This is a genomic window from Pseudomonas petroselini, assembly GCF_045037875.1.
Classification (GTDB): domain Bacteria; phylum Pseudomonadota; class Gammaproteobacteria; order Pseudomonadales; family Pseudomonadaceae; genus Aquipseudomonas; species Aquipseudomonas petroselini.
The window spans coordinates 5,650,491-5,674,624 of the sequence record NZ_CP173614.1 but is presented as its reverse complement, the minus strand read 5'-3'; the positions used below and the strand labels follow the sequence as shown (position 1 = coordinate 5,674,624).

23 protein-coding genes are annotated in these 24,134 nt (G+C 61.2%); 8 read left to right on the top strand and 15 right to left on the bottom strand.

Annotation, left to right across the window (positions count from 1 at the left end):
* Positions 1 to 58: 58 nt before the first annotated feature.
* The 5 genes from ACI512_RS26160 to puuE all read right to left on the bottom strand — a co-directional run bounded on the left by ACI512_RS26160 (position 59) and on the right by puuE (position 4,581).
* Positions 59 to 1,363, bottom strand: coding sequence for a urate hydroxylase PuuD (locus tag ACI512_RS26160; protein ID WP_064052757.1), 1,305 nt, complete (start codon positions 1,361 to 1,363; stop codon positions 59 to 61).
* A 51-nt stretch (positions 1,364 to 1,414) separates the two neighbouring features.
* Positions 1,415 to 1,918 carry an ureidoglycolate lyase gene (locus ACI512_RS26155; RefSeq protein ID WP_015885126.1) on the bottom strand — a complete coding sequence of 168 codons (504 nt, stop codon included), beginning with the start codon at positions 1,916 to 1,918 and terminating at the stop codon, positions 1,415 to 1,417.
* Between the two features lie 187 nt (positions 1,919 to 2,105).
* Positions 2,106 to 3,101, bottom strand: a complete 996-nt coding sequence (alc, locus tag ACI512_RS26150; protein WP_015885125.1) for an allantoicase — start codon at positions 3,099 to 3,101, stop codon at positions 2,106 to 2,108.
* A gap of 41 nt (positions 3,102 to 3,142) precedes the next feature.
* Positions 3,143 to 3,658, bottom strand: a complete 516-nt coding sequence (uraD, locus tag ACI512_RS26145; RefSeq protein WP_064052758.1) for a 2-oxo-4-hydroxy-4-carboxy-5-ureidoimidazoline decarboxylase — start codon at positions 3,656 to 3,658, stop codon at positions 3,143 to 3,145.
* Positions 3,655 to 4,581: an allantoinase PuuE gene (gene puuE, locus ACI512_RS26140; protein WP_064052759.1), complete on the bottom strand. Its 927-nt coding sequence runs from the start codon at positions 4,579 to 4,581 to the stop codon at positions 3,655 to 3,657. Before puuE ends, uraD begins: the two co-directional genes overlap by 4 nt.
* A 388-nt stretch (positions 4,582 to 4,969) precedes the next feature.
* Here puuE and uraH point away from each other — a divergent pair, with 388 nt between their 5' ends.
* Positions 4,970 to 5,323 carry a hydroxyisourate hydrolase gene (gene uraH / locus ACI512_RS26135; RefSeq protein WP_405121425.1) on the top strand — a complete coding sequence of 118 codons (354 nt, stop codon included), beginning with the start codon at positions 4,970 to 4,972 and terminating at the stop codon, positions 5,321 to 5,323.
* Between the two features lie 227 nt (positions 5,324 to 5,550).
* On the top strand, positions 5,551 to 10,686 hold the full coding sequence (locus ACI512_RS26130; RefSeq protein WP_405121424.1) for a dermonecrotic toxin domain-containing protein: 5,136 nt from the start codon (positions 5,551 to 5,553) through the stop codon (positions 10,684 to 10,686).
* A 7-nt stretch (positions 10,687 to 10,693) separates the two neighbouring features.
* On the opposite strand, the gene ACI512_RS26125 is transcribed toward ACI512_RS26130, so the two are convergent.
* From ACI512_RS26125 to ACI512_RS26115, 3 genes are all read right to left on the bottom strand, one after another.
* Positions 10,694 to 11,320, bottom strand: a complete 627-nt coding sequence (locus tag ACI512_RS26125; RefSeq protein WP_046036061.1) for a LysE family translocator — start codon at positions 11,318 to 11,320, stop codon at positions 10,694 to 10,696.
* Positions 11,321 to 11,383: 63 nt separating this feature from the next.
* On the bottom strand, positions 11,384 to 12,730 hold the full coding sequence (locus tag ACI512_RS26120) for an NCS2 family permease (RefSeq protein WP_015885119.1): 1,347 nt from the start codon (positions 12,728 to 12,730) through the stop codon (positions 11,384 to 11,386).
* A gap of 169 nt (positions 12,731 to 12,899) precedes the next feature.
* A complete protein-coding gene (locus ACI512_RS26115) occupies positions 12,900 to 13,334 on the bottom strand; it encodes a MarR family winged helix-turn-helix transcriptional regulator (RefSeq protein ID WP_015885118.1) in 435 nt (144 codons plus the stop codon).
* Positions 13,335 to 13,416: 82 nt separating this feature from the next.
* Here ACI512_RS26115 and ACI512_RS26110 point away from each other — a divergent pair, with 82 nt between their 5' ends.
* Positions 13,417 to 14,583, top strand: coding sequence for a PLP-dependent aminotransferase family protein (locus tag ACI512_RS26110; protein ID WP_236378830.1), 1,167 nt, complete (start codon positions 13,417 to 13,419; stop codon positions 14,581 to 14,583).
* Positions 14,584 to 14,593: 10 nt separating this feature from the next.
* Positions 14,594 to 15,196 carry a glutathione S-transferase family protein gene (locus tag ACI512_RS26105; RefSeq protein ID WP_015885116.1) on the top strand — a complete coding sequence of 201 codons (603 nt, stop codon included), beginning with the start codon at positions 14,594 to 14,596 and terminating at the stop codon, positions 15,194 to 15,196.
* On the opposite strand, the gene ACI512_RS26100 is transcribed toward ACI512_RS26105, so the two are convergent.
* Positions 15,166 to 16,101, bottom strand: a complete 936-nt coding sequence (locus ACI512_RS26100) for a LysR family transcriptional regulator (RefSeq protein ID WP_405121423.1) — start codon at positions 16,099 to 16,101, stop codon at positions 15,166 to 15,168. The two genes, ACI512_RS26105 and ACI512_RS26100, sit on opposite strands and share 31 nt — an antisense overlap.
* A 111-nt stretch (positions 16,102 to 16,212) precedes the next feature.
* Between ACI512_RS26100 and ACI512_RS26095 the strand changes: the two genes are divergently transcribed.
* Genes ACI512_RS26095 through ACI512_RS26085 form a run of 3 tightly spaced genes read left to right on the top strand, consistent with a single transcriptional unit; the run spans position 16,213 to position 19,137 of the window.
* Complete coding sequence (locus tag ACI512_RS26095; protein WP_236381080.1) at positions 16,213 to 17,505, top strand: CitMHS family transporter; 1,293 nt, start codon at positions 16,213 to 16,215, stop codon at positions 17,503 to 17,505.
* Position 17,506: 1 nt separating this feature from the next.
* Positions 17,507 to 18,832, top strand: coding sequence for an acyclic terpene utilization AtuA family protein (locus tag ACI512_RS26090; protein WP_236381082.1), 1,326 nt, complete (start codon positions 17,507 to 17,509; stop codon positions 18,830 to 18,832).
* Entirely contained in the window at positions 18,829 to 19,137 is a 309-nt protein-coding gene (locus tag ACI512_RS26085; RefSeq protein ID WP_015885112.1) for a hypothetical protein, read from the top strand. The genes ACI512_RS26090 and ACI512_RS26085 overlap by 4 nt, the downstream gene beginning before the upstream one ends.
* A 117-nt stretch (positions 19,138 to 19,254) precedes the next feature.
* On the opposite strand, the gene ACI512_RS26080 is transcribed toward ACI512_RS26085, so the two are convergent.
* The 5 genes from ACI512_RS26080 to ACI512_RS26060 all read right to left on the bottom strand — a co-directional run bounded on the left by ACI512_RS26080 (position 19,255) and on the right by ACI512_RS26060 (position 22,038).
* The gene (locus ACI512_RS26080) at positions 19,255 to 19,626 is read right to left on the bottom strand and encodes a glutathione S-transferase N-terminal domain-containing protein (protein WP_015885111.1); all 372 of its coding nucleotides are present in this window, start codon (positions 19,624 to 19,626) and stop codon (positions 19,255 to 19,257) included.
* Between the two features lie 102 nt (positions 19,627 to 19,728).
* Entirely contained in the window at positions 19,729 to 20,274 is a 546-nt protein-coding gene (folE, locus tag ACI512_RS26075) for a GTP cyclohydrolase I FolE (RefSeq protein WP_003442011.1), read from the bottom strand.
* Between the two features lie 78 nt (positions 20,275 to 20,352).
* Positions 20,353 to 20,910: a Smr/MutS family protein gene (locus tag ACI512_RS26070; RefSeq protein ID WP_015885110.1), complete on the bottom strand. Its 558-nt coding sequence runs from the start codon at positions 20,908 to 20,910 to the stop codon at positions 20,353 to 20,355.
* A gap of 75 nt (positions 20,911 to 20,985) precedes the next feature.
* Positions 20,986 to 21,306 carry a hypothetical protein gene (locus ACI512_RS26065; RefSeq protein ID WP_049712226.1) on the bottom strand — a complete coding sequence of 107 codons (321 nt, stop codon included), beginning with the start codon at positions 21,304 to 21,306 and terminating at the stop codon, positions 20,986 to 20,988.
* A gap of 141 nt (positions 21,307 to 21,447) precedes the next feature.
* On the bottom strand, positions 21,448 to 22,038 hold the full coding sequence (locus ACI512_RS26060; protein ID WP_015885108.1) for a cysteine hydrolase family protein: 591 nt from the start codon (positions 22,036 to 22,038) through the stop codon (positions 21,448 to 21,450).
* Positions 22,039 to 22,277: 239 nt separating this feature from the next.
* Here ACI512_RS26060 and prmB point away from each other — a divergent pair, with 239 nt between their 5' ends.
* A complete protein-coding gene (gene prmB, locus ACI512_RS26055) occupies positions 22,278 to 23,186 on the top strand; it encodes a 50S ribosomal protein L3 N(5)-glutamine methyltransferase (RefSeq protein ID WP_015885107.1) in 909 nt (302 codons plus the stop codon).
* 102 nt (positions 23,187 to 23,288) lie between these two features.
* On the opposite strand, the gene ACI512_RS26050 is transcribed toward prmB, so the two are convergent.
* Entirely contained in the window at positions 23,289 to 24,095 is an 807-nt protein-coding gene (locus tag ACI512_RS26050) for a hypothetical protein (RefSeq protein WP_236381085.1), read from the bottom strand.
* Positions 24,096 to 24,134: the final 39 nt, after the last annotated feature.

Genomic DNA, 24,134 nt, shown 5'->3' with positions numbered 1-24,134 from the left:
AATGACACGCTGCCATCGGGGGCAAGCCCCCTCCCACATTTGGATCTGCGCCAGCCTGTCAGTTGGTACGCGCTCCTTGGTTGATCCAGGTGCCGATCAGATCCCGCTCCTGCTGGGTCATCTGGGTGATGTTGCCCAGCGGCATGATCTGGCTCGCCACGGCCTGCGCTTGAATACGCGCGGCCTGCTGCTGGATCTGCGCCGGGGTGTCGAACATCACCCCGGCCGGAGCGGTGCTGAACAATGGGCTGGTCGGTTTGGCCGAATGGCATACGGCGCAGCGTTCCTGGATCACGCCATGGACCTTGTCGAAATCAATCGTCGCCTGGGCAGGTGCCGCAGGGGCTGCAGCCGGTTCGGCAGGCGCAGCGGGCGCGGCGGGTTTCAAACCTCCGCCCAACGCCGTTTCCGGCAACGGCTGATACTCGATGGCCGCCGGCGCCTTGGCCACTTCCGGGGTCGTCGACACCGGTTTCGGTCCGGTCACGTACGCCAGGCAAATCATCGCCAAGGCGCCTACCGGCAAGGTCCACGCATACTTCTGGCTGTTATGCCGCGTGTTGAAGTAGTGCCGCACCAACACCGCCGCCACCGCGATACCGGCCAGGATCAGCCAGTTGTATTGGCTGCCGTAGGTGCTCGGGAAGTGGTTGCTGATCATGATGAACAGCACCGGCAAGGTGAAGTAGTTGTTGTGTCGCGAACGCAGCAGGCCTTTGGCTGGCAGCGCCGGGTCCGGCGTGCGGTTCTCGGCAATCGCCGCGACCAGTGCGCGTTGCGCCGGCATGATGATGCGGAACACGTTGCCGACCATGATGGTGCCGATCACCGCACCCACGTGCAGGTAGGCGCCACGGCCACTGAACACTTTGCTGAAGCCGTACGCGGCGGCAATCAACAGCACGAACAGGATGAAACCGAGCAGGGCAGGGCGCTTGCCCAGGGCCGAGTCGCAGAGGAAGGAGTAGATGAACCAGCCGGCGAACAATGAGCCAATGCCCAGCAACACGCCTTCCGGACCACTGAGGCTGCTGCCCGGTGCCAGCAGGTACAACGTGGGGTTCCAGTAGAACACCACACACAGCAGCGCTATCCCGGACATCCAGGTGAAATAGGCTTCCCATTTGAACCAGTGCAGATTGTCCGGCATGGTCGGTGGGGCCAGTTTGTATTTTTCCAGGTGGTAGATACCGCCACCGTGGATCGCCCACAAGTCACCGGCCAGGCCGCTCTTGGGGTTGACGCGATTAAGGTTGTTTTCCAGCCAGACGAAGTAGAAAGAAGCGCCGATCCACGCGACGCCCGTGATCATGTGAACCCAGCGCACGCTCAGGTTCAGCCATTCCATCAAATGTGCTTCCACAGTCTTTACCTCTCGCCTGTCACCCTTGTTGTCGGGTGATCCGGCCTTCTCTTATTGGTGGGGGGCGAGGATCAACCGCTCATCCTCTTCAAAAAAATGCTCATCGCAGTTATTGCCTGTGCCACTGCGATCAACCACCAGGAAGTCATCCCGCTTTTCGATCGTCAGCACCGGGTGGTGCCAGACGCCGCGATGGTAATTAATGCCCTGCCTGCCGTTGGTGACGAAGGCGCGGACCAAGCCCGATACAGGTGCATCGCCAAGTGGCGCGACCACGATCAGAAAGGGGTTGCCGAGCAGCGGAATGAAAGCCTGGCTGCCCAGCGGGTGTCTCTCCAGCATGCACACGGTCAATGGCATATCCAGCGCGTCGGCGCGGAAGATGCTGATGATGGCGTTGTCTTCCGGCTTGGCGGTTTCGACCGTTGCCAGTTTGTGAAAGCGCATGGTCGACCCGTTGTTGATCATGAAGTGATCGCTGCCGTCGGTTTCGATAACGTCTCCGAAAGGGGCGAAGGCTTCTTTGGTCAGGGGTTCGATCATCAGTGTGCGCATGGCTGTCTTCTTATCCGGATTCTGTGTGTTTGTTTTGCTTCTGTAGTGAGCGGGCTTGCCCCGCGCTGGGTGGCGAAGCCGCCCTAAAACCAGGCGCCTGAGTTCTGTCTGACAGAATGCGGTGGCTGGATTGGGGCGGCTTCGCCACCCAGCGCGGGGCAAGCCCGCTCACTACAGGGGGCACCGATTACTTCGAAACTTTACCGAGGACGCGCAGGCGACTCACGCCACCATCCGGGAACACGTTCAGGCGGATGTGGGTAATCGGCCCCAGCGCCTTGATCTGCTCGGCGAAGGTGTGTTCGGCGTGCATTTCCAGCTTCTGCGCCGGCAGCAGTTCGCGCCAGAACAGCGATTGGGTTTCGATCTGGCTGTCGGTGCCGCCCTTCACGAACGCGCCCTGGATCGAGCAGGTGTCCGGGTAGTTGCCCTTGAAGTGCAGGGTGTCGACGATGATCTTCTCGATCTCGCCCGGGTGGCCCAGGGCGACGATCACCCAGTCATTGCCCGGTGTACGACGACGCGCGGTTTCCCAGCCGTCGCCCATGTTGACGCCACGACCTGGGTTGAGGATGTTGCTCATGCGCCCGAAGTGTTCGTCGGAGCACGCCAGGGCACGCCCACCGTTGAGTGCGGCAGCCAGGTCGACCTGTTCGTTGTCGCCCACCGAGGACCAGTCGCGGAACGGCACGCCGTACACACGCAGGCGCGCGACGCCGCCATCCGGGTAGATGTTGAAGCGCAGGTGGCTGAACGCCTGGTCGTTGTTGATCTCGTGGTAGTGGTGGCTGTTGCCTTGCAGCTCGACGGCCGACAGCACTTCCACCCACTGGGTGGTTTCGTCAGGCTCGCCCGAGGCCAGGAAGCAGGCTTCCAGGGAGGCCGACGGCGGGTAGTTGCCGGTGAAGAATGAAGTGTCGATGTCCACGCCCTTGATCGAGCCCGGTACGCCCAGGCGGATCACCGCGCTGTCGTAGCCTTCGAAGCGCTTGCGGCGCGACTCCCAGCCGTCCATCCACTTGCCGTTGTCATCGAAAACGCCCTCCTTCCACACGGCCGGGGTCGGCTGGAACAGGCGGTTGGCGTCGGCGAACCAGTCATCGGTGACAGAGATGATCTTGGTGCCCAGGCGGGCGTCGGCCAGGTTGACGAACTTCTCGAAAGGTGCGGCGTAAGCTTTCATTCTTCTTGTCTGCCTTAGATAAAGTGGCTGGGGATGGTCGTTTAGAGGGTCAGTAAGCGGAACAACGCGATCTTGTTGATCTCGTCCAGCGCGCACTTGAACTCGGTGTCTACCGCGTTGTGGATGCGCGTTTCGAACGCGGCGAGGATCTGATGCCGGTTGCTGCCTTTTACCGCCATGATGAAGGGAAACTTGAACTTGGCCTTGTAGGCATCATTCAGCTCGGTGAAGCGCGAGAACTCTTCGGCCGTGCATTGGTGTATACCGGCGCCAGCCTGTTCTCCAGTACTGGCCACGGTAAGCTGGCCCTGGACGGCGGCTTTGCCGGCCAGGTCCGGGTGAGCATTGATCAAGGCCAGCTGGCTTGCATGATCAGCGCTCAACAGGATGTCGCTCATGCGCTGGTGCAGGGTTTCGATCTGGTCGATCGACGCGTCCTGGCCCAGGTCGAAGGCCTTTTCGGCCACCCATGGCGAATGTTCGTAGATGTCGGCGAAGGCCTGGACGAAGGTGTCGCGGCTCAGGGTCGACGGTTTCAGCGTTTGGAACGCAGTCATTTCGCTGCTCCCGTGTACGGATGGGTCGCGTGCCAGTGACGGGCAATGTCGACGCGGCGGGTGAACCACACCTGTTCATGGCCCTTGGCGTATTCGATAAAACGCTTCAAGGCGGCCAGGCGGGCAGGGCGGCCGATCAGGCGGCAATGCAGGCCGATGGACAGCATCTTCGGTGCCTCGGCGCCTTCGGCGTAGAGCACGTCGAACGCATCCTTGAGGTACTCGAAAAAGTCATCGCCCTTGTTGAAACCCTGCACCTGGGTGAAGCGCATGTCATTGGTGTCCAGGGTATAGGGGATCACCAGGTGCGGCTTGCCGGTGGGGTTGTTGGGTTCCCAGTAGGGCAGGTCGTCGTCGTAGGTGTCGCAATCGTAGAGGAAGCCGCCTTCCTCCATCACCAAGCGTCGGGTGTTGGGGCCGGTGCGCCCGGTGTACCAGCCCAGCGGGCGTTCGCCGGTCAGTTCGGTGAGGATGCGGATGGCTTCGAGCATATGCTCGCGCTCCTGGGCCTCGTCCATGTACTGGTAGTCGATCCAGCGGTAGCCGTGGCTGCAGATTTCGTGGCCGGCCTCGACCATCGCGCGGATCACATCCGGGTGACGCTGGGCGGCCATGGCCACGGCGAAGATGGTCAGCGGGATATCGAATGCTTTGAACAGCTTGAGGATGCGCCATACGCCGGCACGGCTGCCGTATTCGTACAGCGACTCCATGCTCATGTTGCGCGCGCCTTGCAGCGGCTGGGCCGAGACCATTTCCGAGAGGAAGGCTTCGGATTCCTTGTCTCCGTGCAAGATATTGCGCTCGCCGCCCTCTTCGTAGTTGAGTACGAAAGACAGCGCAATGCGCGCCTTGCCCGGCCAATGGGGGTGAGGAGGGTTACTGCCGTAACCGATCAGGTCGCGTGGGTAGTCAGCGCTCACTGCAGTCTTCCTTCTTGTTCGTCGAAGTAGCGATGAGTGATTGTATACAACTTATTGCTCAGTTTGTAAGCCTGCATTTCTGCATTTTTTCCGAATGGCATGCGTTTCAGTTACTGCAAGAAACCTGCCTGACTGGTCAGCTAAAGCCTAAAATCTTTTTGGTAGACGCCCACCTGTAGGCGTCAGCTTACCGGCAAGCATTCTAACTGGGTATAGCAGGTGCACCACCGTCGCCACCCTGGCCGCCACTCACGGGGACCGGGTGTTTGTTAAATTTATTGTGTACAAGTTTTTTGAAAAGTGTCTTAATCGTTCATCGCCGGCTTTTTTGATGCCCTGAAAGAGTGCGGTTTCCTCTATTACTGACCACGGGAGGCGCACAGACGCCATGGGACGTTTGACCACACACGTTTTGGACGCCGCACACGGCTGCCCCGGCAGCGCAATCAAGGTCGAGCTGTATCGCGTCGAAGGCGCGCAGCTGGAACTGGTTGCCACCGCACAGACCAACAGCGACGGCCGCTGCGATGCCCCCCTGCTGCAAGGTGATGACTACCGCAGCGGTGTCTATCAGTTGCAGTTCAGTGCGGGCGACTACTACCGCGCTCGAGGCTTGCAATTGCCGGAGCCTGCGTTTCTTGATGTGGTGGTCCTGCTGTTCGGCATCAGCGCCGAGCAGGACCACTATCACGTCCCGCTGCTGATTTCGCCCTACAGCTATTCGACTTACCGCGGTAGCTGACTAACGTACACCACTGACTTCGTTGGTTTTGGCCCGCCCACACTGCGGGCTTTTTTTCGAGTGCTGTTCAAGGAGGGCGATCCGGCACGGGCGCTTTCTAGGGTTTCCCTGGCAGATGAACAGAGAAAGCGCCCGAGATATTTTTATTAGGCCAAGGTTATTTATGTACATCGGGAGCAGTCGTCGATCTGCGTAGCCTCGTGTTTTTCAGAGCAACGGAGGCGAAGATGAGCGAGGTACCCGACTCTCAGGCAGGACGTGTCGACGATGACCCTATCAAGGACGGCTTGACCCGCCGAATCAATTCCAGCGCTTTGCCCAGCCGCACGATCAACGAGCTGCACGCCGCCAGCCTGCGAGCCCGGGCATCGACCAAACGCCTGAACACCTTACTGAGCCGTGCCCCACGCATTCGCCGGATTACGCGCGTGGCATTACAAAAGGCCTTCGGCGTGAACCTTGAAGCCCTGCCGGGCAAAGTGCCGATGCCGGAGGGCCAGGTATGCTCACTGCCGGACTTGATCGAGGCGAGCCTGAGGTTGCTGGCGTCGGAGCTCGATGATGATGGCGTGGCCCCGTGTACGCTGGATGACAGGTCCCAGGCGGCCTTGTTGGATGCTCTTGGAGAGTGGGACCACGCGCAGCTTGATGAGGCCCAGACGGATTACTGGACGGGATTGGCGGGCGACTCCTGGCTGTCACGCCAGGCACGTTGGCGTGAGGTCTACAGCGAGTGGTTAGCCGACCAGGCGTTGCTGGCTCACGGCGTGTTGGAGCTGTCGGATCATGGCGTGGAGATGGTCCAGGGCATCCTCGACGCGCCCACCTTGGCGGCGCGGCAGCAGGCGGGTGGGTTTTGGGGCGGTTTGCAGGTTTCACCGCTATTTTGGCCGGCCAAGGCAGCGGTCCGCGTGCTGTTGGGCGGCGCCTTGCATATCTATCAGGACGAGGGGCGCAGCCATCAGCGGCAGGTGATTGTTCTGCCGGGGTTGGCCCAGGTGTTTCACGAATTTGGCTCCTTGATCAGCTTGCAAGAGCAACTGCCGAGGTTGATCAATCGGCATTTGGAGGCCGTGTGGCCACGTTTGCCCCTGAGTCGTCGACACGAATTACCGGACGTTGTCTCACAGGATGCCGTTCCTCTCACCGTCCAGCCCCCGCAACCGCTGACGGATAACGCACTGCACCACAGCGCCGATAGCGTGGTGCGCGTCCAATGGGAAAATGAGCGCGATTGTGTCCGGCAGATCAACTTGGTCCTGGTGTTTCCTCGCAACGCGGCACGCGGCAGCGAGGGGAGTATTATCCAGCGCTTGCAGCGGGTTGAGCAGGAGCGCAAGCAGTGGATCCAGCCACGACCGGACCTTCACGCTGCGTTGGAGCAAATGCTGGAGTGGGACCGGCTACGTCGGTTGCAGCACATCGATTTTGCCAGCCTGGATTCGGACCTGGCGATCAAAACCCGCGAAGCCAAGCTGCTGCGCTATGAGAAAGCGCTGTCGGGGCTGTTGGACCCCACGGACCTGAACCATGAGACCTCCGCGCATAGCGACTTCCAAGCGCTGCACCGGCAGTGGCAGGAGGCCTTTGCCGCTGCGCAAACGCTGGTCTCTGACTCGCGCCTGGCAGACCTCGAATACTGGAAATATAGCCCCGCAGGGCAGCGTTCACGGGCTTCGCAACTGCTGAAGGCATGTCATACGGCTTTGGATGCCGAGGTGCGCCTGCAACACCAGTTGAAGTTGATCGGGCCCCGCCATCTGAAGGTCGGGCTTGAAGCCCTGGAAAAAAAACCAGCCACCGCCGATGCACGCAGTACAACGCGGTGGCTGGGTGTCTCGATTGGCAGCGGCCATCGCTTGCTCGGAGCATGGGTCATCACCACTGCCGAGGCTGTGGCGCGGCCGATTCGCCAAGAGCCGGTGCTGTTTTATTTGCCGGGTATCCACGGTGGGCTTCAAGGGTTCAATTCACTGGAGCAACTGTCTGCCGCGCTGGACGCCAGTCTTAAAGACGCGGACGGCTCACCCCTGTGGCGCAGCGTTCACCGTCCGAAGCGCGCACAGGCCATGGCTGAGGTCAACGCCTTGGCGACCGACCAGCCGTTGACGGTGACCTGGTCGGTGATTGAAGGGCACGCGCTGATGCTGGCGATTCGTGAGCAGCTCGAAGGCTTCAATCAACTGCGGGTGAGCGTGGAAAAAGGCGAGCAAATTTTTCGCGAAGTCAGTGACACAGACTTGGCCAAAATGCTGTTGGCCGATGAAGCGGCCAGCAGCTTGCAGATCCCACCCAACGATACGCGGGACCAGGCGTTGGCCAATGTCGAGGTCTTGCGCCTGGCGGCGGCGCAGGTCAAGCGTTTGCCCGCCTGGATGGCCCAGGCCGCAGTGGCCCAACGCAGGCAATATGGACGGCTGCAAACCCAGGCCCTGAGTGCGCGCCAGGTCCTCGAGCGCGGCCTGTTTCACCAGTTGCCGGCGCTGGCGACGTTTGCTCGCCAAGCGCTGATCGCGCAGTTGACCGTCGATGGTTTTTATCCCGAGGTGAACATCGACCAACCGATGCTGGAGTTGCCCGATGATGTCAGTACCCACTGGGAAGGCCACCCACAACGCCCGGCGGGCGGGTCGGGGATCAAGACGGTGGTCAGCCAGCAACGCAGCCAGTTCAGCCTGTTACAACTGGCCCTGAGCAACCTGGATGCCGAGGCGCCCTGGACACGACAGAGGTTGCGCCATGCGCGTTACCTGGAACCCTCCTGGAAGACTCGCCTGACCCCTGACTATTTGCTTGAAACCATTTCGGCCCTGGACCTGGGCGGGCAGTACGACCACCAGATCAGTCAGGCGTTTTATGGCGATGGCGAGGGTTCGACTGGCCTGCGGGCGGTCCTGTTACGGGCGTTTCGGTTGGCGGCGCGATGGGAGCTGTTCAGTGCCGTCAACGCGGGGTTGAGTGCCCGTGCGCAAAGCCTGTTTGACGTTGCGCTGAGCGCCCGCTCGGTGTCTGACCTGGAACGTAACGGTCATCGGGTTCAGTTGTGTTGCGTTCGGCTGGAGGCGTTGACGTTACCCCAGCCGCGACATGTGGCCGGCATTGTGGTGATCCTCGATCAAGTCGATGGCCGGTGCCTGGTGTATTGGCCCGAGGCAACAGGGCATCCGGCGTTAACCGAGCACCTGAACCTGGCGCGAGCTCGTCAGACACTGATCGACCTTGCGGCTGAACCGGACATCTGTCTGGACATTGCCCGCAAAATCGCGCCGGGTTGGGAGGCTCAGGCCCTCGGCAGTTACCCGGAAGTCCTGCACCGTGTCGCCGAACCATTGAGCTGGTTGAGGGTCATCCACGGGTTTGCAAGCAACGGTTGGCCGGGCATCGCAAAGGCTGTGCGGCGATGGTTCATGACCTGGCGCGTACAGCCGGCCAAAGCCTTGACGGAGATCGAAGCCGAAATCAGTGAGCAACAGGCCGCAGCACCGCGTCAGTGGTTGGGGATTACCCTCAGCAACGGCTATCACCTGTTGGCCATGGTGGCCCATGCTCGGGTACTCGGTGTCCAGCGCCAGGCGCGCAGTGAGTCCAACTCTCGTGAAGAGTTGCAGGCCTATCGCGAATGGCGCTTGGGTGAACAGGTCGACGCCAGGCGGCGCGGGCTATTGTCCTACGTGCCGGGGGTGGGCCTGGGTGTCAAGGTGTACGAAGTATTGCTGGCTGCCAGGCGGGTGTATCAACGCGCCTCGCCACGTGCAGTGTTCGACCTGGTGTCGAGTGTCCACATGGCCGTGGTCGAAGCGCTCATGACCTTAAGCCCCGGCATCCTGGCGCGGGGCAGTCGTGGCCTCAGCACCGCGACCCTGCGCCAGGCCCTCAAGCAGTTGCATCGCCAGCAGCGAATGGCACATGGCGGCGACTTTTATTTGCGTTCGTCGCCCGGCGCGCGTTCGCTCAAGGGCCTTGACGGCTATAGCACCTCGACCACCGTCGACGGTGCGATTGCCCTTCGTGGCCACAGCAAGGGCAGTTATGTGAAAGGCGGCGAACAGTTTGTGGTCGACGGTGCAGAGCGCTACGCCGTTTATCGTCGCCCAGGGGAGCGCGACCTGCGCATGAAAAACACTAAGGCCGCCGGTGAGAACGAACTGGTGCTGCGCATTCAAGAACCCTCCGAGTGGCTACTGGGGGCCGACGCCCCGGAACCGACGCCCGGTCCCAGCTCCGGGCGGTGGAGGCCTTGGGATACAACGGAGGGGAACACCGGCTGGTCGGCACCGCAGGCTCCTCCCCGCACCGGTTATCGGGACCGCGCCGTGCTGGCGGATCATGCCTGGCAGGGCTGGGGGCAGGAAGTGCCGGCCGAGCCACCGCAGGCGATATCCGCTTCCAAGCGCTTGTACCGTATGCCTGGCCCCCGACCTTACGACGCACTGCTGTTGGGCAACAAATATTACGAGATCCTCCCCGCAGGCGCGAAGGCACCGGACGATCTGGTTTTCGTGAGGCGTAGCGTACGCATGGGAGAAGGGCCTTATGACGAACTGGTCCACTGGCTCAGCGATGACCTGGCTTCCCAGCCCATTCCTTTTACCTTGGGGGCCGACGGCCTGTGGACGCCGCGTCAACCGCTGTTCGTTGGGCCCTTGGTCGAGTCGGTGGCTACGGCTTTTCCTGGCTTGACCCGCTCGAGTCAGTACGCCGTAGCCCATCGTCTGGTAGAACTGGCCGATACGGGGAACTCAATGACCGCCACGCGCCTGCTCAATATTCGCGCGACCCTCGATGATTGGCTGCCGCCGGTGCCCCGCGTTCTGGGGCAGACGGATGACCTGTTAAGGATGCTCAAGCCGCTGCGACTGGAGAAGCGAGCGAGCATCAACATCGCCACTGAAAGCACTGGGATGGGGTTTGCCCGCGTGGACTTCATCGTGCCTTTTCGACTGCCTCCTGCACTGTCTGGCCCAAAAGGCACCGCGAGCACGCGCACCAAAAACTTGACCGTGCGCAAGGCCGTCAGGCAAGTGCTTGAGCGCCAGGGTTTTACCGTCACGGCAGTGGAGAAACGCAAGATGGGCAACCAATACAACTTTATCTGCACCCATCCCAAATCCAGCAATGTGTACTTCATGATGACGCGCTGGACGGAGTCGAGCAGCCTGAATATCCAGTCCACGGATGTGCTGCAGTTGTCCGACACCTGGTTTCGACGAACCCTGACCCATAGCCCTGCCAGCAAGAAGGGGCTGTACGAACCCGTCAAGCAAGCCATGAAGGACAAACGCCTGGTCAAAATGCTGGTGGGCATACAGCACAACCGCAGCGCGGGTTACTTCACGGTGTTCATGATCAAGGTGACGGACTAGGTAACGATCAGCGACTGAGCAGTGACGCCGCGCCCGCACCACTGAACAACCCTGCGCTGATGCGGTTGAACCAGCGTTGCCCCTTGCCGCTGCGCAGGTACTGCGCTGCGCCATGGGCGCCGAGGCCGTAGGCCAGCTTGCACAGCAGGTCGAGTACGGTCCACGTGGCGATCATGATCAACAGCTGTGGCACAAACGCCTGCTGGGCACTGAGGAACTGCGGCAGGAAGGCGGCAAAAAACAGGATGTCCTTGGGGTTGCTGGCGCCCAATATAAAGGCGCGGCCAAACAGCGTGCGAAAGCGCGGCGTAGCGACGGCCTGCGGTACCACGGCACCTTGGGCCGGTTGGCGCGATTGCTGCCAACTCTGCCAGGCGAGATAAAACAGGTAGACCGCGCCGACAATTTTCAACGCGCTGAACAGGTGTTCCGACGCCAGCAGCAGGGCGCCCAGGCCTAATGCCGATGCGCTCAACAGGCAGATCGAGGCAGACACCCCACCGAGAAATGCCGGGTAGGAGCGGCGCAGACCGAAATTCAAACTGTTGCTGATCATCAGCAATGACAGCGGTCCTGGGATCAGGATCACTACCAGCGCAGCGCCGCTGAACAGCAGCCAGGTTTCCAGACTCATTGCGTTCCTCCCTTCATACAAAAGCCCCACCCGACGGGGTGAGGCGGGGTCAAACCGGTGTCCCTACAGGAACGCGAACTTGGCAATGAAGATCGCGCAGAGCACCCACAGGCTGACAGAAATTTCCCTATGCTTGCCGGTACCGGCCTTCAGTGCCACATAGGTGATAAAACCCAGGGCGATCCCGTCGGCAACCGAGAAGGTCAGCGGCATCATGATCGCCGTAACAATCGCCGGGATGCTGTCGGTGGCGTCGTCCCAGTTGATATGGGCCATGCCGCTCATCATCAGCATCGCGACATAGATCAACGCGCCGGCCGTGGCGTACGCAGGAATCATGCCGGCCAGCGGCGCGAAGAACATCGCCGCCACAAACAGAACGCCTACGGTCACGGCCGTCAGCCCGGTGCGGCCACCGGCGGCGACACCGGCGGCACTTTCCACGTAGCTGGTCACCGGTGGCACGCCGACCATGGCACCGAACACGCTGGAGGCACTGTCGGCCTTCAGCGCGCGGGACAGGTTATCGATCTTGCCATCGGCATTGACCAGCCCGGCTCGTTGCGCGACGCCCATCAGTGTACCTGCGGTGTCGAACATGTGTACAAAAAGAAAGGCAAATACAACGCTGATCATGCTGACATTGAACACACCTTTCACGTCCATGGCCATCCAGGTCGGCGCCAGGCTCGGTGGGGTGGAGATCATGCCGTTGTAGTGCACCAGCCCCAGCCCCCATCCTGCCAGGGTGACGGCGATGATGCTTATCAGGATCGCGCCAAACACGCGGTGGTAGCTGAGAATGGCGATGAGCAGGAAACACACGGCCGCGAGCAGTGGCGCGGGTTCATGCAGCGAGCCGAGCTTGATCAGCGTGGCCGGGCTGTCGACGATGATCCCGGCGGTTTTCAAACCGATCACCCCGAGGAACAAGCCGACACCCGCGCCCATGGCATGGCGCAGGCTGACCGGAATGCTGTTGAGCAACCACTCACGCACCCGCGAGAGCGTCAGGCCCATGAACAACACGCCGGAGATAAACACCGCGCCCAGCGCGGTTTCCCAGGTGTAGCCCATGGTGCCGACCACGGTGTAGGTGAAAAACGCGTTCAACCCCATGCCCGGTGCGAGACCCACTGGCCAGTTGGCATACAGGCCCATCAACAGGCAACCCAGCGCGGCGGCGATGCAGGTGGCGACGAACGCCGCGCCATGATCGATGCCGGCGTCGGCCATGATGTTCGGGTTGACGAAGATGATGTACGCCATGGTGATAAAGGTGGTGAGGCCGGCGATCAGCTCGGTCTTCACTGTGGTGCCATGCAAGCGCAGTTTGAACAGGCGTTCCAGCCAGCCGGTGTGGGTGGGTTGGAGGTCCAGGGGTGAGGCTTCGGATTTGCGGCTATCCACAGCGAGTACTCCTCAAGCATTTTATTGTTATGGCCAGCGCGTAGGCGCTGAGAGGTACTGGCGGGTTTGTTGACCAATAGGTCAGGAACTCGCACGAAGCGAATTATGCTTTTGTATACAAATAAAGCAAATAATGTTTTCGATTGGCTGGGTAAAAGGGGATGAAAGGCTAATTAGCCGCACTTAACGCCTGATTCACCGCCAGCCATCCCGCCACCGCGTCTTCGCCCGCTTCACTGAACGCGCGCTGTAACAGCTTCACCTGTTCACGGCGTAATGACTGCTCGAAACGCCGACCTTCCTCTGTCAATTCCAGCAGGCGTTTGCGCTTGTCGGTCTCGGACGCGACGCTGTCCACCAGGTGCATTTCCTGCAATTGACGCAACGGCATGTTCAGCGCCTGTTTGCTCACCCCGAGCAATTCCAGCAGTTCCTTCACGCTCAGGGCGGGGTAGCGTGCGATAAAAAACACGATGCGCTGGTGCACCCGGCTCAGGCCACGGCGCTCAAGCATTTCGTCGGCCTTGGCGGTAAAGGCCTGGTAGCCGAAGAAGAACGCCTCCATGGCTGTTTGCTGGCTGGTCGGATTTTTAAGGTCAAGCATATTGACGTATCCACTGAAGTCGTCGTAATTTCGGTCAACCAGTTTGACGTATTTTCTACAGTCTTCGCTACCGGTGACCCTAATGGCCTTCTCTGAACGTGTTACGCGCCTCAAAAGCTCCCTGATCCGTGAAATCCTCGCGGCGGCCCAGCGTCCGGAAGTGATGTCGTTCGCCGGTGGCCTACCCGCGCAAGCCATGCTGCCCGCCCTGGACTGGGATGACATGCCGCTCACTATCGGCCAATACGGCATGAGCGAAGGCGAACCTCACTTGCGCGAATTGCTCGCTGCGCAAGCTCGCGCCTTGGGCGTACCGTGCCAGGCCAGCCAGGTGCTGGTGGTCAGCGGCTCCCAGCAAACCCTGGACCTGGCCGCCAAACTGTACATCGACAAAGGCACCCAGATCCTGCTGGAAGGCCCGACCTACCTGGCTGCTTTACAGATCTTCCAACTCTTCGGTGCCGACTGCCTCACCGTGCCACTGGAAACCGACGGTCCCGACCTGGCCGCGTTGCGCGCTAACCTCGAACGTCACCACCCGGCGTTTATCTACCTGATTCCAACCTTCCAGAACCCGTCGGCCGTACGCTACAGCGAGGCCAAGCGCGCAGCGGTCGCCGCCTTGCTCGACGAGTTTGGGGTGACGCTGATCGAAGACGAGCCCTACCGCGAACTGGCCTTCGACGGCGGCAGTGCCAAGCCCATTGTTGGCCGCCTGAAAAAAGCCAGCTGGATCTACACCGGCACTGTGTCCAAGACGTTGTTGCCAGGTTTGCGCGTGGGTTACCTTATCGCCAGCCCGGACCTGTTCCCGCACTTGCTCAAGCTCAAGCAATCGGCGGACCTGCACACCAACCGCGTCGGCCAATGGCAGGCGATGCAATGGGTCGGCACGGAAAAATACCAACAGCACTTGGTGGAACTGCGCAGCTTTTACCGCGAGCGCCGTGACGCATTCCAAGTGGCGCTGGCGCATCACTTCGCTGACCTGGCCGACTGGCAGGTGCCCCAGGGTGGATTATTCTTCTGGCTGACCTTGAAACAGCCGCTCGACACCCGCACCTTGTTGGCGCAAGCGTTAGAACAGAACGTCGCGTTCATGCCCGGTGAACCGTTCTTTTCCGAGCCGGACCAACACCTGGGTTCGCTGCGGCTCAATTTCAGCCATATCGACCCGGCCCGCCTGGACGAAGGTCTCAAGCGCCTGGCCGCGGTGGTCCGTCAAGCACAGCACGCGCAAGCGGCATAAGGGGAGCCCCATGTACAAAGTTTATGGCGATTACAAGTCGGGCAACTGCTACAAGGTCAAATTGATGCTCAGCCTGCTGGGCATCCCGTACCAATGGATCGATGTCGATATCCTCAAGGGCGACACCCAGACCGCCGAATTCCTGGCCAAGAACCCCAACGGCAAGATCCCGGTACTGGAACTGGAAGACGGCACCTGCCTGTGGGAGTCCAATGCGATCCTCAACTTCCTCGCCGATGGCAGCGAGTTCCTGCCGACCGAACCGCGCCTGCGTACCCAGGTGTTGCAGTGGCAGTTCTTCGAGCAGTACAGCCACGAGCCGTACATTGCGGTGGCGCGGTTTATCCAGTTCTACCTGGGGCTGCCCGAGGAGCGCCTGGAGGAATACAAGAAGCTGCACAAGGGTGGCTACAAGGCGCTCAAGGTCATGGAGCGCCAACTGCAACTGACGCCGTACCTGGTGGGTGATCAGTTCTCCATCGCGGACGTGGCCTTGTATGCCTATACCCATGTGGCCCATGAGGGTGGTTTTGAGCTGGACGCTTATCCGGGTGTGCAGGCGTGGTTGAAACGTGTTGCCAGTCATCCTAAGCATGTGGCGATGCTGGACTGATTCACTCGGTCAAAATGTGGTGTGTCAGAGAGTTGTTCTTTCAACAGGTCAAAGCAGCGTTGCGCCGCCGGGCTCAACCCCATCCCGCTGCGGCTGATCAACCCGATCTCCCGGTTCACGCCGGGGTGATCGATGCTGATGCGCTTCAACCCTTCCAGGCTGTCCGCCGCCGATTCCGGCAGCACACTGATGCCCAATCCCTGGCGCACCAACGCCAGCACCGTCGACATGTAGTTGGCTTCCATGCCGGCGTTCATCGTCAGGCGTGTCTCATCGAATAGCGCATCCACTTGCTCCCGCACGCTGCTGTCACGGCCCGTGAGGATGATCGGCTGGTCCGCCAACTGTTCCAGGCTCAGTTGACGGTGGCGAGTGAGGGGATGATCCACCGGCACGAATGCACACAAGCGATCATTCAATACCGGCACGAACGCCAGGCCATGGCTGAGCCGTGCGCGCACGCCGATGCCGAAATCCACCTCGCCGGAACGCACCTGGGCATGAATACGGTGGGCCACCAGGTCATGCAGGCGCACTTCGATCCCGGCAAAACGCTCGCGAAACAGGCGCAGCGCCGGCGGCAGGGTGCCGGCGCAGACCGAGGGCAGGGCGGCGATGGTGACCACGCCCCGGCGCAGGGCGGCCAAATCGCGGGAGCCGGTGACGATGTTGTCCAGGTCCAGCAGCAGTTTTTCCATGGGGCCGCGGGCTTCCTGGCCGGCGGCGGTGATGCTCACATGGCGCGGGCTGCGGTCGAGCAGGGCAACGCCGAGCCAGTCTTCCAGTTGCTGGACCTGCACCGTCAGTGCGGAAGGCGACAGATGCAGTTCATTGGCCGCCTTGGTGAAGCTGCCTGTGCGAGCCACCGCAAGAAACGCTTGAATGTGTTGGATACTGTTCTTCATTTTGTTTTTCCGAACACTAGCTGGTGAATATTCCAATTTACAAAGACTACCTCGCTTCCAATACTCCAGGGAAAACAATAACCGGCCACCAAGGCCGCTCTGGAGTAACCCATGCTCGCTACCCTGGGTGTCATCACCATCCTGTGCCTGCTCGCTGCTGTCATGAGCAAACGCCTTTCACCGCTGGTGGCGCTGATCGCTTTACCGATCATCGCCGCGCTGCTTGGTGGGTTCGGCCTGCAGACCAGCGCCTTCATCATCACCGGTATCAAGAACGTCGCCCCCGTGGTGGGCATGTTTGTGTTTGCGATCCTGTTTTTCGGGATCATGACCGATGCCGGCATGCTCGACCCCATCATTGACCGCATCCTGCGTACGGTAGGCACGCGTCCTACGCGGATTGTCGTCGGTACCGCGACCCTGGCGCTGTTGGTGCACCTGGATGGCTCCGGTGCGGTGACCTTCCTGGTGACAGTGCCGGCGATGTTGCCGCTGTATACCCGGCTGGGCATCGACAAACGTATCCTCGCCTGCGTCTGCGCGATGGCGGCCGGGGTCAACTTTCTGCCATGGACCGGTCCGGTGTTGCGCTCGTCGGCGGCGCTGCATGTGCCGGTAGCCGACCTGTTCCAACCGCTGATTCCGGTGCAGATCGTCGGCCTGGTCTTCGTCTTCGCCTGTGCCTGGTGGCTCGGCCGTCGCGAAGAAAAACGCCTGGGCCTGGGCGCCGGTTCAACCGTCGATGCGGTGCCGCAACGGGTACTCAGCGACGATGACATCAAGCTGCGTCGCCCTCGGCTGTTCTGGGTCAACCTGATCCTGACTGTGCTGGTCATGGTGGTGATGATCGCCGGCTGGGTCGACCCGGTGGTGATGTTCATGCTCGGCACGGTGCTGGCACTGTGTATCAACTACCCGAACGTTGATGCCCAGCGCGCCCGCATCGACGCCCATGCAAAAACCGCCCTGACCATGGCCAGTATCCTGCTCGCCGCCGGGGTGTTTACCGGGATCATGCAAGGCACCGGGATGCTCAAGGCGATTGCCGAAGTGGCAGTGGCACAGATTCCCGCCGGCCACGGCAAGCTGATCCCGGCCGTGGTGGGCTTTATTTCCATGCCCCTGAGCATGCTATTCGACCCCGATTCCTACTATTTCGGCGTAATGCCGGTGATCGCCGAAGTCGGCAAGGCCCTCGGCGTCGACCCGCTGCAAGTGGCCCAGGCCTCGTTGCTGGGCGTACACACCACCGGCTTCCCGGTCAGCCCGCTGACCCCCGCGACCTTTCTGTTGGTGGGCTTGTGCAAGGTCGAATTGGCCGATCACCAGCGCTTTACCATCCCTTTTCTGTTTGCCGCGTCGGTGTTGATGACCCTGACCGCGTTGCTCCTGGGAGTGATTTGAGATGAAAACCTTGCGCATCGGTTCCGGCGCCGGCTACTCCGGCGACCGTATCGAACCTGCCGTGGAACTGGCCGAGCAGGGCGACCTGGATTACCTGGTCTTCGAGTGCCTGGCCGAACGCACCATCGCCCTGGCGCAGCAGGCGCGGATCACTGACCCCGCTGGCGGTTATGACCCGTTGTTGAGTGAACGCATGCGTCGTGTGCTGCCCTTCGTGGGGATAAGCGCCGGGCGTCGCCGTCTGCGGGTGATCACCAATATGGGCGCGGCCAACCCGCTGTCGGCGGCTGTTGAAGTGCGGCGGATTGCCGGCGAGCTGGGCCTTGATCTCAAGGTGGTTGCCGTGGTCGGCGACGACGTGTTGGCGGTGCTGCAGCCCGAGTTTCTGCTGGATAACGGCCAGACGGTCGGTTCCCTGGGCGAGCGGATCATTTCCGCGAATGCCTACCTGGGCGTCGATGGCATTCTGGAGGCGTTGCGCGCGGATGCGGATGTGGTGATCACCGGGCGTGTGGCCGACCCCTCCTTGTTCCTGGCGCCGCAGATGTTTGAGTTCGGCTGGGCAGCGGACGATTGGCAGCGCCTGGGACGCGGTACGTTGGTGGGGCATTTGCTCGAGTGCGCCGGGCAAGTCAGTGGCGGCTATTTTGCCGACCCTGGTCGCAAGGCGGTGGATGACCTGGCCCGCCTGGGCTTCCCCTTGGCCGAGATCGATGCCGAGGGTGAAGCGCTGATCACCAAGGTCGCCGGCTCCGGTGGCCGGGTCAGCCGCGCCACGTGCACGGAGCAACTGATCTACGAAGTGCACGACCCGGCGGCGTACCTCACGCCTGACGTGACCGCTGATTTTTCCCACGTGGGATTTGTCGAAGAAAGCGCTGATCGCGTTCGCGCCGTGGGTGCGGGTGGCCGTGCGCGACCCGAGCAGTTAAAGGTCAGCGTCGGTTATCTGGACGGTTGGATCGGCGAAGGGCAGATGTCCTACGGTGGCCCCGGTGCTGTCGCACGAGCGCAGCTGGCGCGGGACGTCGTCCTCAAGCGTCTTGAGTTGACGGGCGTGAAGATGCAGGACGTGCGTGCCGAACTGATCGGCATGGACGCGCTCCACGGGCCGCGCAGCACGGTCGAGCCCTGGGAAGTGCGCCTGCGCGTGGCGGCCCGCTGTGAAGCACGCAGCGAAGCAGTGCGTGTGGGTAATGAAGTGGAAACGCTCTACACCAACGGCCCGTCTGGTGGCGGCGGCGCCAGCAAAAGCGTACGCCAGGTGGTGGCAGTGGCATCGTTGCTGCTGCCGCGTAACGTGGTCAACCCGAGGATCGAAGCATGAAGCTGCACACGCTGGCCCATTCCCGGACCGGGGATAAGGGCGATACGTCGAACATCTCGATTATTGCGTACCGTGCCGAGGATTATCCTCTGCTGTGCGAAACGCTGACCGCCGAGCGCGTGGCAGAGTTTTTTGCGGACCAGCTGGAGCCCGGCGCTGCACCGGTGCGGCGTTATGAATTGCCTAACGTGCAGGCACTGAACTTCGTGCTGCCGGGGATCTTGCGGGGTGGCGTCACGCGTTCGCTGGCGCTGGATGCCCATGGCAAGTGCCTGGGCTCTGCATTATTGGATCTCGACCTGTAAATACCGTAACTGTGGGAGGGGGCTTGCCCCCGATGGCGGTGTATCAGTCAACTTATGTGTGACTGACACTCTGCTATCGGGGGCAAGCCCCCTCCCACATTGGTTATCCAGTGTCTGTCAGACCGCCGCGAAACGTTTGTCCAGGTAATCAATGATCACCTTGGAGTCATACATCCAGGTGGTCTGGCCATTTTCTTCAATGCGCAGGCATGGCACCTTGATCTTGCCACCTTGCTCCAGCAGGGTCTGGCGGTCTTGCTCATTATTCTTCGCATCCTTCAAGGCCACCGGTACGTTCAGGCGGTGCAGGGTGCGGCGGGTCTTCACGCAGAACGGGCAGGCGTGGAACTGGTAGAGGGTCAATTCCTTGGCCGCTGCGTTCACCTGCGCCTGCTGTTCGGCGGGGCGCTGTTTTTTGCGCGGGCGGGTCAGGTAGTCGCCCGCGATGATGACGTGGCCGAGGCCGACTCGAAGTGCTTTGACGAACATGGCTGAAACCTCTTGCCCATGACAGATGGGGCCGCAGCTTACCTTAATTCTGCAGGCGAAAAAAAACCGGCGATGAACGCCGGTCTTTTCCTACGCAGCCTGTTACTTGATCAGGCTGAGGAATTCGCTACGGGTGGCCGCGTTTTCGCGGAACTCACCCAGCATCACCGAGGTGATCATCGACGAATTCTGTTTTTCCACGCCGCGCATCATCATGCACATATGCTTGGCTTCAATCACCACGGCCACGCCCAGTGCACCGGTCACTTGCATCACCGCGTCGGCGATCTGGCGGCTGAGGTTTTCCTGGATCTGCAGGCGGCGCGCATACATGTCGACAATCCGCGCGACCTTCGACAGGCCCAACACTTTGCCGCTCGGGATATAGGCGACATGAGCCTTGCCGATAAACGGCAGCAGGTGGTGTTCGCACAGCGAGTACAACTCGATGTCCTTGACCAGCACCATTTCGCTGTTGTCGGAGCTGAACAAGGCACCGTTGGTGACTTCTTCCAGTGTCTGCTCATAACCGCGGCAGAGGTACTGCATGGCCTTGGCGGCACGTTTTGGCGTGTCGAGCAGGCCCTCGCGGGAAACGTCCTCGCCGAGTTGGCCGAGGATCGCGGTGTAATTCTGTTCCAGGGACATGAAACTACCTGTGGGATTTTCGCAAAGCGCAAGGTTACGGTGGCGGACACATCGCTGCAAGCCTGACGATGGCACTTGTTACTCGTCGCGCCCTTCCATCATGGTGCGCTTGAGCATCACATACACCGCACCCGCGCCGCCGTGGCGGGCCTGGCACGAGGTAAAGCCGAGCACCTGCGTGTGCTGGCGCAACCAGGTGTTGACGTGGCTCTTGATCATGGGGCGTTTGCCGTCCAGCCGCACCGCCTTGCCGTGGGTGACGCGTACGCAGCGGATTTCGAACTTGGTTGCTTCGGCGAGGAAGGCCCACAGGGTTTCCCGGGCTTTCTCCACGGTCATGCCGTGCAGGTCGAGGCTGCCCTCGAACGGGATCTGGCCGACCTTGAGCTTGCGCATCTGGCTTTCCTGCACGCCGTCGCGGGCCCACATCAGCTCGTCTTCGGGGCCGACGTCGATCACGAACTGGTCCGACAGCCCGTCCACCGTGGTGGCATCGGTGCGTACGGTCGCGGCCTGGCGCAGCTTGGCGATCTGCGCACGGTCAGCCTTGGGTTTGCCCGTGTCGGCGCGGTCGTGTTTGATCGGCTTGACGCCGCGCAGCTCATTTTTGAACAGGGAAAAATCGTCGTCTTGCATGTCAGCCTCCGCGAAGGGCGGGCAGTTTACCTAAATCGCGGCGGCCAGGGCGCAGGAAACGCTATCCAAGCGCCATCAGTCGTGCTTTTTCATCAGGTGTGAAGCGATGTTCAGCGACAACGGCTGACGCATTTTCCGACGGCTACGGCGCCACAACCACACGCCCAACCACAGCACCAGCAGCCCGATCACCAACAGAATGGCCGAGCCGCCTGGGCTGGCATTCAATTCGCCAAGGGCCGGCGAGTGACCGAACAGACCGGCGCCACCAGCGCCGGCCAACAGCACACCTACAATCGCCAGCAGCGCGGCAATGCCGGCCACCAGGCGCAGACGCCAGTTGCTCGGGCCCTTGGGGCGCAAGCGACGAGCATCAAAACCATCGGATATCTTCATTCCGACCTTTCCTCCAGGGTATCGGCCCTTCGACCGGACAATACACAGGTTGTTCCTGTACCCGAGGCAATTGCAGCAAATGACAGGCATTTGCTGATGAGCGGAGACATAAACAGGCCGCGCCGCTCATCAGAAGGACGATCAGATCAGATCTTTGGTCAGCGCCAGGGTGGCGAAGTTGTCGGCCATGATGGCCATTTCGGTCTGTTGCACATGTTCGGCGCTCAGGATGCCGCCTTTGTAAGGCAGGTCACGGGTGGCGCAGGCGTCTTCCACGAGGGTGCAGCGAAAGCCCAGGTTCTTGGCGGCGCGCACGGTGGTGCTGACGCTGGAGTGGCTCATGAAACCGCAGACGATCAGGTCCAGCGAGCCGAGGTCCTGCAGGTGCTTTTCCAGCCCGGTGCCATGGAACGCGCTGGGCAGCAGCTTGCCGATGATGGTTTCGTCGCCTTCAGGCGCGAGCCCCGGGATGAACTCGCCGCGCTCGCCCTGCGGGTCAAATAGGCCGCCAACGGTGCCCAGGTGGCGCACATGCACGATCGGGCGCCCGGCGTTGCGGGCTGCGGCGACCAGTTGCTTGATATTGCCAACCGCTGCGTCCATGCCCGAGAGGGCGAGTGGACCGCTGAGGTATTCCTTCTGGGCGTCGATGATCACGAGGGTCGCATGGCTGAGGTTCGCTGCTGCGTAACCACGACCGCTGAGTTGAAACATCGTCTTTGGAACGGACATTCTGGGGCTCCTGTGAGGGGGGCTTTTGTGACATTGTCCACTGGCTGAGCGGTTCTGTGAATCGCTACCATCGTAAGGTACGCCGTTGTTGGCGTGCAGCCGTGTCAAGAGGTGTGCGTGTTTAACCCAATGATGGCAATTTGGATGAATTCCGACGGATGGCGAAGGGGTTTCGTACATCGTAGGTACCGGTGAAGACTGTTAGAATCGCCAGTCGTTTTTTCCAGGAGTTTGCCCCCGTGATCACTTCCCGCCTGCGCACCTTGCGCGACCACATCCGATGGGCTGTCAGCCGTTTCCATGGGGAAGAGCTGTTTTTCGGGCATGGTACCGACAATGCCTGGGACGAAGCCCGGCAATTGGTGCTCGGCGCCTTGCACCTGCCGTGGGAAATTGCCGACAGCTACCTGGATTGCAACCTGGAAGAAGAAGAGATTTCCCACGTTCAGCGTTTGCTGCATCGCCGCATCCATGAGCGCGTGCCCACCGCTTACCTGCTGAAAGAGGCCTGGTTCTGCGGCATGTCGTTTATCGTTGATGAGCGCGTGCTGATCCCGCGTTCGCCGATCGGCGAGCTGATCGAAAACCGCTTCGAACCCTGGCTGGCCCAACCGCCGGCACGCATCCTCGACCTGTGCACAGGCTCCGGGTGCATCGGCATCGCTTGCGCCTATGAGTTCCAGGACGCCGAAGTGGTGCTGGGGGACTTGTCCTTCGAAGCCCTGGAAGTGGCCAACCAGAACATCGAGCGCCATGGCGTCGACGAGCGCGTGTACACCGTGCAGGGTGATGGTTTCGACGGTCTGCCGGGCCAGCGCTTTGACCTGATTGTGTCCAACCCGCCGTATGTGGATGCCGAAGACTTCGCCGACATGCCGGATGAATACCAGCACGAACCTGAACTGGGCCTGGCCTGCGGCGATGATGGCTTGAACCTGGTGCGGCGCATGTTGGCCGAGGCGGCGGACCACTTGACCGAGAAGGGTTTGCTGATTGTTGAAGTGGGCAACAGCCAGGTGCATGTCGAGGCGCTGTACCCGGAAGTGGACTTCGCCTGGCTGGACTTCCAGCGCGGTGGGCACGGGGTGTTCATGTTGACGGCGGAGCAGTGCCGCCAGCATCAGGCCGTCTTCGCCGCCCGCGTTTAAACCGGTCAATGTGGGAGGGGGCTTGCTCCCGATAGCGGTGCATCAGTCACTGCATTCGGTGACTGACACGCCATCATCGGGAGCAAGCCCCCTCCCACCGACTTACCTGTGCGTGGCAATCCAGATCAACAGCCCGGCCTGAAACACCGTGAACGCCACCAGGCACGTGATGGTAAAGCGCAGCCCGCTGTCTTCACGCTTGAACTTGGTGACCTTTTCCTCTTCCTTGCGCAGCTTCACTTCCTGCTCCATCAGGTTATGCTCGGCCTGTTGCAGCATCTGCGCCGCTTCGAGAATCTCCACGAACTGCACTTTTTCGGTGTTCCAGCTATCCAGCACATCGCTGACCTTGCCGGGCTGCACGTTGCCCTTCAGGTGCTGCACATCGGCGTAGGCCACATCAAAACCCTGGACACGCAGGAAATGATCGCGGCGCAGGCGGGTGGCTTCGTTCAACGCGTCTTTGTTGGCCAGGTCGACACCGTCGACGCGGTAATGTGACCACTTCTTCTTCGCCCAGGCGGCGCCTTGAGCGACCAGGAAGCGCCCGATGCCTCGATTGGCCGGTTCGATTTCCAGGCTGTTGCCGGGGCCGAAGTGCACGCGGTGTTTGTCGTGATCGACCCAAATGTCCAGGTGGTTCTGCTCACGGCGCACCCGCTGGCCCGGCAGTTGGATGACCATGCGCAACAGGCTGTGGTGTTTGTCATTGCGCTCGGCATAGCCGAACTGCACGAACCGCAACGGCCGCACGCCGGTGGCGCGGTCGATGGCCAGGGGCGCCAACCGCAGCATCTTGAAATGCTCGGCCTGAACCTCCGCCCACGGCAGGGGCGCCGTGTCGACGGCCTCGGTTTTTTCAGCCGGGCTCTCGGCAGTCGGTTCCGGTGTTGCTTCAGTGGTTGTCATGCGTGCGATCCTGTCCAAACCCAGCCAGTCGACAGTCTT